Genomic DNA, 13,513 nt, shown 5'->3' with positions numbered 1-13,513 from the left:
GGGAGAAAAAGAGATGACACACGATAACAAACTGCAGGTTGAAGCCATCAAACGTGGCACCGTGATTGACCACATTCCCGCACAGGTTGGTTTTAAGCTACTGACGCTGTTCAAACTGACTGAAACCGATCAGCGCATCACCATCGGACTGAACCTGCCGTCTGGTGAGATGGGCCGTAAAGACCTGATTAAAATCGAAAATACGTTCCTGACCGACGAGCAGGTCAACCAGCTCTCCCTGTACGCTCCGCAGGCAACGGTAAACCGCATTGATGATTACGACGTGGTGGGTAAATCACGCCCTAGCCTGCCGGAGCGCATCGACAACGTACTGGTGTGCCCGAACAGCAACTGCATCAGCCATGCTGAGCCGGTTTCTTCCAGTTTTGCAGTGAAAAAACGCGCTGATGATATCGCACTCAAATGCAAATACTGTGAAAAAGAGTTTTCGCATTATGTGGTGCTGGCCAACTAATTGGGGTTGGTTATGAGATCCCGGCTCCCGTTACACATAAGCATTCGCAATGCATCGAGGCGGCAAGTCCGATTATCACTGGGAGCATAGTAAACTATGTGACCAGGGTAAGAGGACGTAGCCAACGAAGAGGCAGTGTGAAGGATGACGTGTATAATGGGCGGGAACATTCTACTACCGCTGTAATTCAGGAGAAATCATGAGCAAGACTATCGCGACGGAAAATGCACCAGCAGCAATCGGCCCATACGTTCAGGGCGTTGACCTGGGTAGCATGGTAATCACTTCCGGTCAGATCCCGGTCGATCCGAAAACCGGTGCCGTAGCGGAAGACGTGTCCGCTCAGGCACGTCAGTCGCTGGAAAACGTAAAAGCTATCGTTGAAGCAGCTGGTCTGAAAGTGGGCGACATCGTAAAAACGACCGTTTTCGTTAAAGACCTGAACGATTTCGCCACCGTCAACGCCACCTACGAAGCGTTCTTCACCGAGCACAACGCGACCTTCCCGGCGCGTTCTTGCGTGGAAGTTGCCCGTCTGCCGAAAGACGTGAAAATCGAGATTGAAGCGATCGCCGTTCGTCGCTAAATCTTATTAGAGAGCCCTGCTCTGGCAGGGTTCCTTAAGTATTGCAGCCTATAACTGAAAAAATCAATTCTCTTCCATTATTCTTTAAGGTGATGGTTTCATTTTCGATTATCCCCACTCCCCAATTATATAATTCCATTTCCCCTTTTTGCTGTGATTCTATATTCTCTGAGAAACAGGTTTGTCCTAAAACCCAGTACAACCTTGAACTATAAACATTAATTTTGAGATCATCATCATTATCATTTTTCATCTTTTCCAATGTATAAACTATCTTATTGTGAATTTTAAAACTAACAATATTGTTATATCTTTCAACTGAATTAATAGAAAAAATACAGATAAACATTATAATTAGTAAACAAAATGTTTTTATAGTAGCTCGTCTTATAAAAGTGTTCATTGGTCATGTCTCCATAAAAAAGAATAACCAGATGAACCAATGAGCGCTTTATTTTTTTCCTGACACTTAATTACCCCCCATTTCTCTGCGACCAAGGATATATCATTTTCATGTGCAATTTTACGGTAAACGTACCGGTAAGACTGAAATGGATCGTGTAGAGGAGTGTTCATTTCCCTTACAATAATATCCCCAGACGATTTCTCCAAATAAACATATAAACCATGCCAGGATAAATTCTTTGCATAGTGGGTATTTGAATCATCGTTACGGCACCATTGTACAACCAGAAGATAGTGACTTTCACGCACGGGTAACCAGCAAACCGAAATAATATACAGCATATAACAAAAGGCACAAACTAAAGCGAAAGTAAGTATTTTTTCCATGTAAAATAGAGTGCTATGCTCAGTCATGCCATTTTACCTCTGACTCAATGGCACCAAAAATATTGTACTCTCTGGCCAGACACTCCTGATGAAACCTCCCCATAAAAGTATCATTCACCGGAACGATACTACCTAAACGAACGCCAGAATTTGCGACACTAATATTCCAGTTATACCTGTCAAAAAACTTAAACTGAAATGTCAAATCATAACTACATAATCTACTACCATTGCTCATCGTATTTTTATACTTATCTTCGGTAATTTGCACCTGACCTTTGCCCCAGTATTGATAACCTCCTATAGCATAAAACAAGTCTGGATCGCTAGAAATAAAATCATCAGTATTAACATGCTCAGAAGTAAACTCATGCTGGCCTGGCGATAATGTTTTACAAAAACTCTTTGCTGCATCCAATAATTGCACATAATTATCCTTTAACTGGGCTGATTTTCCCATCATATCAGTTAAGTTAATATGTATGTCTTCACCCGTATTTTGCAAATAATGCAGTAAATTTTCTCGAGCAAAAGGATAGCGATACTTTAAATATAAGCTCCCATCAATCAACTGTTCCAGGTAATATTTATAATAATAAAATTGATCTGAAAAATTCCCCGCACTGCACCATTCACCACTTCCAACATCAATACTATATTCAGGATCATCTCTCCCCAATATATAACCGTTCATAATACCGCCTAAGAATAATTAACATGACAAGATATTAACATTTATAATCTGGCGTATTCTGTTGGAAGACACTGGCAATGCCATAATTCAGAAAATATTTAGCTGTATTGGGCGAAAGACAAAAAAACGGGCATGGAAGCCCGGAGTGAATTTAGGTTGGCCCGGTAAGCGTGAGCGCCACCGGGCATTTATCACATTACACCAAACAGTTTCGGCAGGAATAGCGAAATCGCCGGAATGTATGTCACGAGCATCAGCACCAGGAATAGCACGAGGTAGAATGGCAGCATCGCCTTTACCACCTGCTCTATTTTCTGCTTACTCACCGCACTGGCCACAAACAGCACCGACCCTACCGGTGGCGTAATCAGGCCAATCCCTAAGTTCACCAGCATGATCATGCCAAAATGGACCGGATCAATGCCGAGCGCGTTGGTCACCGGTAGTAGCACCGGCGTCAGGATCAGGATCAGCGGCGCCATGTCCATCAGCGTACCGATCAGCAGCAGCATGATGTTAATGCACATCAGAATGACGTATTTGTTGTCCGAAATACTGGTGAAGGCTTCGGTGATACGCATCGGCAACTGCATATAGGTCATGACGGCCCCAAACGCGGCGGCAAAGCCTATCAGGATCATCACGATGGTGACCGTTTTCACCGTGCGGAACATCAGCTTCGGCAGCTCAGACCATTTATAGTCACGATAGATAAACATGGTGACAAAGAAGGCCCAAAGACAGGCAATCGCCGCAGACTCCGTCGCGGTAAAGATACCTGACAAAATGCCGCCCATGATGATCACAACCGTCATCAAGCCCCACAGCGTATCGACGAAAATCTTCAGCGCCTGGCGAAACGGTACGCGTTCCCCTTTTGGATAACCGCGCTTGTGCGCAAAAGCCACGCACATCACCATCAGGCTGAGGCTTAACAGCAGGCCCGGCAGGATCCCGGCGATGAACAGTGCGGCAATCGACACCGTGCCGCCTGTAGCCAGCGAATAGATAACCGAGTTATGGCTGGGCGGCGTAAGAATCGCCTGCACCGAACCACTGGCCGTTACCGCCGCGGCAAAGTCGCGCGGATAACCTTTTTTATCCATTTCCGGGATCATTACCGAACCAATGGATGCGGTATCAGCTACAGACGATCCAGAAATAGCGCCAAAAAAGGTTGATGCCACAATGTTTACCAGCGACAGTCCGCCGCGAATAAAGCCAACAAAAATATAGGCAAAGTTCACCAGTCGCCGCGCAATTCCCCCTTCGGCCATAATAGCCCCAGCCAGAATAAAGAATGGGATCGCCAGCAGCGAAAACTTATTCACCCCGCTGGTCAGTTGGATCATTACCGCTTCCAGCGGAATATCTATGTACCAGGCCCCAATGATGGCGCTAATGCCAACCGCATACGCTACCGGTACCCCAATTGCCAGCATAATGCCGAGCGTAAAGACGAGAATAAATGCATCCATCTGCTTTCCTTTCTGAAATGGGGGCGGTAACTAGCTGGTCGATCCCAGCATGACAACAGGACGTTGGTATTGCGGACCACGGAAAATCTTTTCTGCGATAAACAGCAGCGTTATGGCAGAGCCAAGCGGCAATGGAAGGTAGTTTTGCCCGGCGCTTAAAAGCGGGAATTCGGCCACGGGCTGGCCCCACAGTTCAAGACAGAGATTGGTTCCGTACCAGAGGATAAAAAGGCTTATCGCCACTAACATAACGTCAGCGATTACCGAGCAATAACGGCGGGAAGCCTCACCCAGACGGTCAATCACCATACTTACCGCAATATGCGAGCCTGCACGATAGCTCACCGCCGCGCCAATAAAGGTGAATGTCACCATACACAGAATAGCGACGGGTTCAGGCCATGACAGGGCGTTATTCAGAACATAACGCGCGAATATACCAATGGGGATAATGGCGACCATGACCAATAATGCGATACCGGCAATCCACATTGACACCCGATAAAGAAAATCCATTACCGATGAATAGCATTCACCCATAATCATCACCTCGAATTAATCAAAAGATTCAGGCAGAGGGTTGATATCCTCCACCTGATGAATTACTTCACATCCTGAATTCGTTTGATCAAATCCTGGTGGTCTTTACCGTAATTATCCCGCACTGACTGCGTGGCTTTATAGAAATAGTCCGTATCAATATCGTGGAACTGAACGCCATTGGCTTTCATGGTCTCCAGCGATTTCGCATTATAATCCTGCCAAAGTTTTCGTTGCTCTACCTGTGCTTCTTTGGCGAGTTTAATAATGAGGTCCTGGTCTTCTTTTTTCAACTTATCCCATTTGGCTTTCGAGAACAGAAAAAGCTCAGGAATAATAAAGTGTTTGCTCCAGGTATAGTTTTTCACGACCGGCAAATAGTTATGCGCAACAAACGTTGGCGGGTTATTTTCCGTGCCATCAATAACGCCGGTCTGCATACCGCTAAATACTTCACTAACGCCCATGACAACGGAATTAGCGCCCATCGCTTTCAGGGTATCCAGCGCTATCGGACTCCCTTGAACACGGATTTTCATACCGTGTAAATCTTCCGGTTTCACCACCGGATTTTTGGTGATCAGGTTGCGCGTTCCGGCATCCATCCAGCCGAGGAACACCAGCCGCGATTTGGTGTTGGCCGTCAGGCGGTCGCCAATCTCCTGACCAATCATGCCGTCGAGAACCTTATGCAGATGGTCTTCATCACGGAAAATGTATGGCAGGGTAAACACGTTAATTTCAGGGAGAATAGCGGCGACTGGCGTCATTGAGACACGAATAATATCGATAGCACCTAATTGCGCCTGCTCAATCATCTGCTTTTCGTCGCCTAACACGCCACCGGGAAAGGTTTTAATCTCCAAACGACCGTCGGTGGCAGCGCTAAGTTTTTCCCCCATATGTTTCACGGCAACAACGTTCGGGTAATCAGCCGGATGCACATCTGCGGCGCGAAAGGTTTGTGCCAGCGTTGCATGACTCGCCAGTAATACAGACGCGCCAATACACAGACTTAACAGGTTTTTTGTCAGTTTCATTTGTCCTTCTCCAGAAGTTCATAATATCCATTAACAGGAATAGCTTGCAGAGCAAATGACTGCCGGAATTAAAAACGGGCAGCGAGAAACTTTCTTACCGACGTTACCTGCGCAGACTAACTGGTGTAACAATTTATTTCGATGACTACGTTCACAAAAAATCGCAGACACTTAAAATTTTTAGCACACTGTTTCATTTTTGCAATGCAGATCGTTTTATTGATAAATAAACAACGCAAGGATGGCGATTTGATACTAACAACCCGCGTTAGCATTTCAATAAAAATAAAACACCAATATTTCGGGAGAATATCTTTCGAATGAAAAAGTGAAATGCAGGATGGTATTAACACCATCCTGCAGAGATGTTGAGGATTACTGCCAGCCGTAGCGGCGGCTATAAAAACCTTTCACTAATTGGGTCAATGTCATGTAACCCGCCAGAATCGCAATCAGCCACGGGAAGTAGCTCAGCGGCAGCGCCTGCAATTGCAGGTAGCTGGCCAGCGGCGAGAATGGCAATGCAATACCCACCACCATCACCACCAGCGTCATCAGCATCAGCGGCCATGCGGCGCGGCTTTGGATAAACGGCACGCGACGGGTACGGATCATATGCACAATCAGCGTTTGCGACAGCAGCCCCACCACGAACCAGCCCGACTGGAACAACGTCTGATGTTCTGGCGTATTCGCATGGAAGACGAACCACATCAGGCAAAATGTCAGAATGTCGAAAATGGAGCTGATCGGCCCAAAGAAGAGCATAAAGCGGCCCAGATCGGCGGGATTCCAGCGCTGTGGCTTTTTGATCTGCTCTTCGTCAACGTTATCAAACGGAATCGCCACCTGGGATACATCGTACAGCAGGTTCTGAATCAGTAAGTGCAGCGGCAACATTGGCAGGAACGGTAAAAAGGCACTCGCCACCAGCACACTAAATACGTTACCGAAGTTAGAACTGGCGGTCATTTTGATGTACTTCAACATGTTAGAAAAGGTACGGCGTCCTTCGATCACCCCTTCTTCCAGCACCATCAGGCTCTTTTCCAGCAGGATAATATCTGCCGCTTCACGCGCAATATCGACCGCGCCATCAACAGAGATACCGATGTCCGCCGCGCGCAGCGCCGGAGCGTCGTTAATGCCATCCCCCATAAAGCCGACCACATGACCTTCACGCTTGAGCAGCGTAACAATGCGCTCTTTGTGCATTGGCGTCAGGCGGGCAAACAGCGTGGTGCGCTGGGCCAGTTTTGCCAGTTCGTCATCGCTTAACCCTTCAATGCTGCTGCCAATCACCACATCGCCCGCATCCAGTCCCACTTCATGACACACTTTCGCCGCCACCAGCTCGCTATCGCCGGTGAGGATTTTCACCGTAATACCGCTGGCTTTCAGCGCTTTAAGCGCCGGTGCGGTGGTCTCTTTCGGCGGATCGAGGAACGCGATATAGCCTTCGAGGATCAGATCGGATTCATCAATACGCTGGTAATCGCCCTCACGCGCGGGCAGATACTTCGTTGCCACCGCCACTACGCGCAGCCCCTGACGGTTCAGCGTGTCCGTGACGCGTTTCACCCGACGCAGCATGTTGTCGTCTAACGGAACAATCTCACCATTGTGGCGTACCTGGGTGCAGACGCTAAGGATCTCCTGCAGCGCGCCTTTACACACCAGTTGATGTACATCGGTTTCTTCAGCGACCACCACCGACATGCGGCGGCGTTCGAAATCAAACGGGATCTCGTCGATTTTTTGCCAGCGGGTAGAGAGACGGCGGGCGGATTCTTCGTCCACGCCTTCCAGCACCGCCGTATCCAGCAGATTCTTCAGCCCGGTCTGGTAATGGCTGTTCAGCCACGCAGAATGCAGGACGTGTTCACTGGGCTTGCCGGAGATATCGGTATGATTCTCCAGCACAATTTTATCTTGCGTCAGCGTGCCGGTTTTATCGGTACACAGAATATCCATCGCACCAAAATTCTGGATGGCGTCGAGGTGTTTGACGATGACCTTTTGTTTTGACAGCTTCACCGCCCCGCGTGCCAGCGTTGAGGTGACGATCATCGGCAACATCTCTGGGGTCAATCCCACCGCCACAGACAGCGCAAACAGCGCCGCTTCCCACCAATCGCCTTTGGTATAACCGTTGATGATCAGCACAATCGGCGCCATCACCAGCATAAAGCGGATCAGCAGCATACTGACGCGGCTGATCCCTTTCTGGAAGGCATTCTGCTCGCTTTCTTGCTCGCTGACGCGGCCCGCCAGTTGCCCGAACCAGGTATTAGCGCCGGTCGCAATCACGATGGCCTGCGCCGTACCGCTCACCACGTTAGTGCCCATAAAGCACAGGGTATCGCATTCCAGCGGGTTGCTTTGCTGCGGGTCGCGGCTGGTGGCGACTTTCTCCACCGGCAGCGATTCGCCGGTCAGCGAAGCCTGTGCCACAAACAGATCACGAGCCTGCACCACACGCAGATCGGCTGGGATCATATCCCCTGCTGCCAGTTTGAGAATATCACCAGGGACCAGCTGGTCGATCGGCAGTTCAACCCAGCCGTTCTCCCCTTTCTCGTTGATGACGCGTAGCACCGTCGCGGTGTTACTGACCATTGCTTTCAACGCATCCGCCGCTTTGGTGGAACGCGCTTCCTGCACAAAATTCAGCAGCGTGGAGATGATAACCATCAGCGCGATGACGCCCGCAGCAAACAGATCCTCGGTGGCATAGGAAATCGCACCGAGGATAGTCAGCAGAATATTAAACGGGTTGCGGTAGCAGACCCACAGATGTACCCACCATGGCGACGGCTTCTGCGCCGGTAGCTGGTTCTCGCCATGTAACTCGCGAGCGTTTTCCACTTCTGCAGCGTTCAACCCTTCCGGGTGCGTGCCGAACGTTTTCCACAACGCTTCTTCGTCCATCAGCGCCATTTTCAGGCAATGTTCGCTCAGCGAAGGCGGGATCGGCGTGCTGGCAACGGTCTGCGCATTGGGTAGCGGATCGCGATGCACCAAACGATACGGTAAATGTCGGTTTAGCCGGGCAAACAGCTGGCGAGTAATATTTTTGAACATAGGCAGTCCCTCTGCCCCCGTATAAACAGGGCAGTAAATCCTTCAGGCGTGGCAAATCCTTGCCTGATGGCAATCTAATAATCGTAACAGGGACGTCAGAACGTCACTGTCTTACTGTTCCGGTAAGACAGTGAAAGACAAGCTTACCGGAAAGGGTTGTTTCTCCATTTAGGGAGAGGGGTGGGATCGGGATCCATATAGCCTCCGGTAAGTGAATGATTTGCGCCGCGGATTATACGCAGAAAACCATAAGGTTTGTGGCAATTATGGCGGTATGATAAACCATGGAAACTAAACCAAACGTATACCAGACTTTGCCCATTGCACTGCGCGTGAGTAAAGTTATTCTTTCTTTGGCATAACTTCGCACGCAACACGGGAAAACAGGATGCAAAACCGGCTGACAATTAAAGACATCGCCCGCTTAAGCGGCGTGGGAAAATCAACCGTTTCCCGCGTTCTCAACAACGAAAGCGGCGTGAGCGAACGCACCCGCGAACGCGTTGAAGCCGTGATGAATCAGCACGGATTCTCTCCTTCCCGCTCCGCACGCGCCATGCGCGGACAAAGTGACAAAGTGGTGGCGATTATCGTCACGCGTCTGGACTCGCTTTCGGAAAATCTCGCCGTCCAAACCATGCTGCCCGCCTTTTATGAGCAGGGTTACGACCCGATCATGATGGAAAGTCAGTTCTCGCCTGAGCTGGTAGAGGAGCATCTGGGTATGCTCAGACGCCGTAATATTGACGGCGTGGTGCTGTTTGGTTTTACCGGCATTACTGAATCCATGCTCGCCACCTGGCAAGATTCGCTGGTGCTGCTGGCAAGAGATGCCAAAGGCATTGCCTCCGTCTGCTATGACGATGAGGGCGCCATTCTTACCCTGATGCAACGTCTGTACGATCGCGAGCATCGCCAGATCAGTTTTCTTGGCGTTCCCCATAGCGACGTGACCACCGGGAAGCGCCGCCATGAAGCCTATCTGGCATTCTGTAAGAAACATAAATTGCACCCCGTCGCCGCGCTGCCGGGTCTGGCCATGAAGCAGGGTTATGAGCAGGCCGCCAGTGTTATCACCCCGGAAACCACCGCATTAGTCTGCGCGACAGACACCCTCGCCCTTGGGGTCAGCAAATACCTGCAGGAGCAGCGAATTGAGAACCTGCAATTGGCAAGCGTGGGCAGCACGCCGCTGATGAAATTCCTCCATCCGGAAATTATCACCGTCGATCCAGGATACGCCGAAGCCGGACGACAAGCGGCCTCACAGCTGATCGAGCAGATCAACGGCCGTAGCAAACCACGACAAATCGTTATTCCCTCCAGCCTCTCCTGATTGCTTTCTGAGCGTCAATTTGTGATCTTCGCTGCGTTTCGGGAACGTTCCCATTTTTAAATTTTCATCGACGATATACTCTGGCGGCAGGTCAACAATAGGGCTTAATAATGAGCAAAATTAAACAAGCAGACATCGACCGGCTGATTGAGCTGGTAGGCGGGCGCGACAATATCGCCACGGTGAGTCACTGCATTACTCGCCTGCGTTTTGTGCTGAATCAGCCTGCTAACGCCAGGCCGAAAGAGATCGAACAGTTACCGATGGTCAAAGGCTGCTTCACCAACGCCGGACAGTTTCAGGTGGTGATTGGCACCGAGGTGGGCGATTACTACAAAGCGCTGTTGGCGACTACCGGACAAGCCAGCGCCGACAAAGAGCAGGCGAAAAAAGCGGCGCGGCAGAATATGAAATGGCACGAACAGCTGATTTCTCATTTTGCGGAGATCTTCTTCCCGCTGCTGCCCGCGCTGATTAGCGGCGGCTTGATCTTAGGTTTTCGTAACGTGATCGGCGATCTGCCCATGAGCAACGGCCAGACGCTGGCACAGATGCATCCTTCGCTGAAAACCCTTTACGACTTCCTGTGGCTGATTGGCGAAGCAATCTTCTTCTATCTGCCAGTCGGGATCTGCTGGTCGGCAGTGAAGAAAATGGGAGGTACGCCAATCCTCGGTATTGTGCTGGGCGTAACCCTGGTTTCACCGCAGCTGATGAACGCCTATTTGCTCGGTCAGCAGGTGCCGGAAGTGTGGAACTTCGGCCTGTTCAGTATTGAGAAAGTGGGTTACCAGGCACAGGTTATTCCAGCGTTGCTGGCCGGTCTGGCGCTCGGGTTTATTGAAACGCGCATGAAACGCATCGTGCCAGATTATCTGTATCTGGTGATCGTCCCGGTGTGCTCGCTGATCCTTGCAGTGTTTCTCGCGCATGCCTTCATCGGTCCGTTTGGTCGCATGATCGGCGACGGTGTCGCGTTTGCGGTCCGTCATCTGCTGACCGGCAGCTTTGCCCCGATCGGCGCGGCGTTGTTCGGCTTCCTGTACGCCCCGTTGGTGATCACCGGCGTGCATCAGACCACGCTAGCCATCGACATGCAGATGATTCAGAGCATGGGTGGCACACCGGTATGGCCGCTGATCGCACTGTCGAATATCGCTCAGGCCTCTGCGGTGGTGGGCATCATTATCTCCAGTCGCAAACACAATGAACGTGAAATCTCAGTCCCTGCTGCCATCTCCGCTTATCTCGGGGTCACTGAACCGGCAATGTACGGCATCAACCTGAAATACCGTTTCCCGATGCTGTGCGCGATGATCGGCTCCGGTCTCGCCGGACTGCTGTGCGGCCTGAACGGTGTGTTGGCAAACGGGATTGGTGTCGGCGGTTTGCCGGGCATCCTCTCCATCCAGCCGACTTACTGGCAGGTATTTGGTATGGCGATGGCCATTGCGATTGTTATCCCGATGGTACTGACCTCATTTGTTTACCAGAGAAAATATCGTCTGGGCACATTACAAATTATCTAACTTTTCTTCGGGGTGCAGTTGCGCCCCAACGTATTTCCAGGAAACAACCATGACTATTCCCCACTGGTGGCAAAACGGCGTTATCTATCAGGTTTACCCCAAGAGTTTTCAGGATACCACCGGCAGCGGCACCGGCGATTTACGCGGCGTGACGCAGCGTCTCGACTATCTACAAAAACTGGGCGTTGATGCCATCTGGCTGACGCCGTTCTATGTTTCACCGCAGGTTGATAACGGCTACGACGTCGCGGATTACCTGTCTGTCGATCCGGCCTACGGTACGCTGGAAGACTTTGACGAACTGGTGGCACAGGCGAAAGCGCGCGGCATCCGTATTATTCTCGATATGGTGTTTAACCACACCTCAACCCAGCACGCCTGGTTTCGCGAAGCGCTGGATAAAGACAGCCCGTATCGTCAGTTTTATCTCTGGCGCGACGGCACGCCAGACAGCCCGCCGAATAACTGGCGCTCCAAATTTGGCGGTAGCGCCTGGGGCTGGCACGCCGCAAGCGAGCAGTATTATCTGCACCTCTTCGCTCCGGAGCAGGCAGACCTGAACTGGGAGAACCCGGCGGTCCGCGCCGAGCTAAAAAAAGTCTGTGAGTTCTGGGCCGATCGCGGCGTGGACGGCTTGCGACTCGACGTGGTGAATCTTATCTCTAAAGATCAGGACTTCCCGAATGATCCCGACGGCGATGGGCGGCGTTTTTATACCGATGGCCCGCGCGCGCATGCGTTTTTACGCGAGATGAACCGCGACGTCTTCACGCCACGCGGCCTGATGACGGTAGGCGAGATGTCTTCCACCACACTGGAAAACTGCCAGCAGTACGCCGCGCTCGATGGCAGTGAACTGTCGATGACCTTTAACTTTCACCACCTGAAAGTGGATTACCCCAATGGTGAGAAGTGGACGTTAGCCAAACCCGACTATGTGGCGCTGAAAACTCTGTTCCGCCACTGGCAACAGGGCATGCATAATCAAGCGTGGAACGCATTGTTCTGGTGTAACCACGACCAGCCACGCATCGTGTCGCGTTTTGGCGATGAAGGTAAATACCGTGTCCCAGCAGCTAAAATGCTGGCGATGGTGCTGCATGGCATGCAGGGCACGCCCTATATCTATCAGGGTGAAGAGATCGGCATGACCAACCCGCACTTCCGCCAGATTACCGATTATCGCGATGTAGAAAGCCATAACATGTTTGCCGAACTGAACGGTCAGGGGCGAGATGCCGACGAATTGCTGGCGATCCTCGCCAGTAAATCCCGCGATAACAGCCGCACGCCGATGCAGTGGGATGCCAGCCAACACGCGGGCTTTACCAAGGGCGAGCCATGGATCAATCTGTGTGACAACGCGGTGGAGATCAACGTGGCGGCAGCGCTGAGCAATGCCGACTCAGTGTTCTACACCTATCAGAAGCTGATCGCATTGCGCAAAGCGGAGCCAGTTATTACCTGGGGCGACTATCAGGATCTGTTACCGGACAGCTCGCATCTGTGGTGTTACCAACGCGAGTGGCAAGGGCAGCGGCTGCTGGTCATTGCCAATCTGAGCGATACCTTTCAGAGCTGGCAGCCAGCCCAGACCGATGGAAACTGGCAGGTGCTGATGCACAACTATGCCGAGGTCGCCAGCCAACCTGGGGACATGACACTGCGTCCTTTTGAGGCCGTCTGGTGGTTGCAAAAATAGCTTGCAATTGGCGTCAGGCCCGGTTCATGTAGTGTTGCCGGGCTTCACTGCTGACACTACGTTTACCCTACTGTTTTTGTTGAATAATTAATCAGAATTTTCTGCCTACAATTTACAATCGCTGTACTGCCCGTCATCTGTACGCTCCGATTTTTACTTTGCGCTACATCAAATAAATCGTAAACATCCTTGATGCAAATCACTACATATAGAACTTAAAATGCACGCCGACCCAACATGTTGTATTAATCGACTAC

General features: G+C 50.7%; 12 protein-coding genes. 5 read left to right on the top strand and 7 right to left on the bottom strand.

Annotated elements, in window-relative coordinates; all coding sequences use genetic code 11:
• Positions 1–13 precede the first annotated feature (13 nt).
• Entirely contained in the window at positions 14–475 is a 462-nt protein-coding gene (gene pyrI / locus On2M_RS03415) for an aspartate carbamoyltransferase regulatory subunit (protein ID WP_003025816.1), read from the top strand.
• A gap of 199 nt (positions 476–674) precedes the next feature.
• Positions 675–1,061: a 2-iminobutanoate/2-iminopropanoate deaminase gene (gene ridA / locus On2M_RS03410; RefSeq protein ID WP_000047544.1), complete on the top strand. Its 387-nt coding sequence runs from the start codon at positions 675–677 to the stop codon at positions 1,059–1,061.
• 34 nt (positions 1,062–1,095) lie between these two features.
• Here ridA and On2M_RS03405 read toward each other — a convergent pair whose 3' ends face one another.
• The 7 genes from On2M_RS03405 to mgtA form a co-directional block, all read right to left on the bottom strand.
• Positions 1,096–1,464, bottom strand: a complete 369-nt coding sequence (locus On2M_RS03405; protein WP_151217446.1) for a hypothetical protein — start codon at positions 1,462–1,464, stop codon at positions 1,096–1,098.
• Positions 1,461–1,880: a hypothetical protein gene (locus On2M_RS03400; RefSeq protein WP_210904377.1), complete on the bottom strand. Its 420-nt coding sequence runs from the start codon at positions 1,878–1,880 to the stop codon at positions 1,461–1,463. The genes On2M_RS03405 and On2M_RS03400 overlap by 4 nt, the downstream gene beginning before the upstream one ends.
• Positions 1,873–2,547 (bottom strand): hypothetical protein, encoded by a 675-nt coding sequence (locus On2M_RS03395; protein WP_247604918.1) that lies wholly within the window; start codon positions 2,545–2,547, stop codon positions 1,873–1,875. Before On2M_RS03395 ends, On2M_RS03400 begins: the two co-directional genes overlap by 8 nt.
• 191 nt (positions 2,548–2,738) lie before the next feature.
• Positions 2,739–4,025: a TRAP transporter large permease gene (locus On2M_RS03390; RefSeq protein WP_003830349.1), complete on the bottom strand. Its 1,287-nt coding sequence runs from the start codon at positions 4,023–4,025 to the stop codon at positions 2,739–2,741.
• Positions 4,026–4,055: 30 nt separating this feature from the next.
• Positions 4,056–4,565, bottom strand: a complete 510-nt coding sequence (locus On2M_RS03385; protein WP_151217442.1) for a TRAP transporter small permease — start codon at positions 4,563–4,565, stop codon at positions 4,056–4,058.
• 62 nt (positions 4,566–4,627) lie between these two features.
• Positions 4,628–5,605, bottom strand: a complete 978-nt coding sequence (locus On2M_RS03380) for a TRAP transporter substrate-binding protein (RefSeq protein ID WP_048212839.1) — start codon at positions 5,603–5,605, stop codon at positions 4,628–4,630.
• 375 nt (positions 5,606–5,980) lie between these two features.
• The gene (gene mgtA, locus On2M_RS03375; protein ID WP_210904376.1) at positions 5,981–8,689 is read right to left on the bottom strand and encodes a magnesium-translocating P-type ATPase; all 2,709 of its coding nucleotides are present in this window, start codon (positions 8,687–8,689) and stop codon (positions 5,981–5,983) included.
• Positions 8,690–9,077: 388 nt separating this feature from the next.
• Here mgtA and treR point away from each other — a divergent pair, with 388 nt between their 5' ends.
• From treR to treC, 3 genes are all read left to right on the top strand, one after another.
• Positions 9,078–10,025: a trehalose operon repressor TreR gene (treR, locus tag On2M_RS03370; protein WP_210904375.1), complete on the top strand. Its 948-nt coding sequence runs from the start codon at positions 9,078–9,080 to the stop codon at positions 10,023–10,025.
• 110 nt (positions 10,026–10,135) lie between these two features.
• On the top strand, positions 10,136–11,554 hold the full coding sequence (gene treB, locus On2M_RS03365; RefSeq protein WP_005134195.1) for a PTS trehalose transporter subunit IIBC: 1,419 nt from the start codon (positions 10,136–10,138) through the stop codon (positions 11,552–11,554).
• A 49-nt stretch (positions 11,555–11,603) separates the two neighbouring features.
• The gene (treC, locus tag On2M_RS03360; RefSeq protein ID WP_210904374.1) at positions 11,604–13,256 is read left to right on the top strand and encodes an alpha,alpha-phosphotrehalase; all 1,653 of its coding nucleotides are present in this window, start codon (positions 11,604–11,606) and stop codon (positions 13,254–13,256) included.
• Positions 13,257–13,513: the final 257 nt, after the last annotated feature.

The organism is Citrobacter sp. On2M, assembly GCF_018035235.1.
GTDB lineage: Bacteria > Pseudomonadota > Gammaproteobacteria > Enterobacterales > Enterobacteriaceae > Citrobacter > Citrobacter meridianamericanus.
The sequence above is the reverse complement of the archived record's forward strand: the minus strand, read 5'-3'. Positions and strand labels throughout refer to the sequence as shown.

What these genes read in the sequence shown, in the direction of transcription:
- treR (WP_210904375.1), top strand. Translation starts at nt 9,078, where the DNA reads ATGCAAAACCGGCTGACAATTAAAGACATCGCCCGCTTAAGCGGCGTG.
- pyrI (WP_003025816.1), top strand. Translation starts at nt 14, where the DNA reads ATGACACACGATAACAAACTGCAGGTTGAAGCCATCAAACGTGGCACC.
- mgtA (WP_210904376.1), bottom strand. Translation starts at nt 8,689, where the DNA reads ATGTTCAAAAATATTACTCGCCAGCTGTTTGCCCGGCTAAACCGACAT.
- On2M_RS03405 (WP_151217446.1), bottom strand. Translation starts at nt 1,464, where the DNA reads ATGAACACTTTTATAAGACGAGCTACTATAAAAACATTTTGTTTACTA.
- On2M_RS03390 (WP_003830349.1), bottom strand. Translation starts at nt 4,025, where the DNA reads ATGGATGCATTTATTCTCGTCTTTACGCTCGGCATTATGCTGGCAATT.
- treC (WP_210904374.1), top strand. Translation starts at nt 11,604, where the DNA reads ATGACTATTCCCCACTGGTGGCAAAACGGCGTTATCTATCAGGTTTAC.
- On2M_RS03380 (WP_048212839.1), bottom strand. Translation starts at nt 5,605, where the DNA reads ATGAAACTGACAAAAAACCTGTTAAGTCTGTGTATTGGCGCGTCTGTA.
- On2M_RS03400 (WP_210904377.1), bottom strand. Translation starts at nt 1,880, where the DNA reads ATGACTGAGCATAGCACTCTATTTTACATGGAAAAAATACTTACTTTC.
- On2M_RS03385 (WP_151217442.1), bottom strand. Translation starts at nt 4,565, where the DNA reads ATGGGTGAATGCTATTCATCGGTAATGGATTTTCTTTATCGGGTGTCA.
- On2M_RS03395 (WP_247604918.1), bottom strand. Translation starts at nt 2,547, where the DNA reads ATGAACGGTTATATATTGGGGAGAGATGATCCTGAATATAGTATTGAT.
- treB (WP_005134195.1), top strand. Translation starts at nt 10,136, where the DNA reads ATGAGCAAAATTAAACAAGCAGACATCGACCGGCTGATTGAGCTGGTA.
- ridA (WP_000047544.1), top strand. Translation starts at nt 675, where the DNA reads ATGAGCAAGACTATCGCGACGGAAAATGCACCAGCAGCAATCGGCCCA.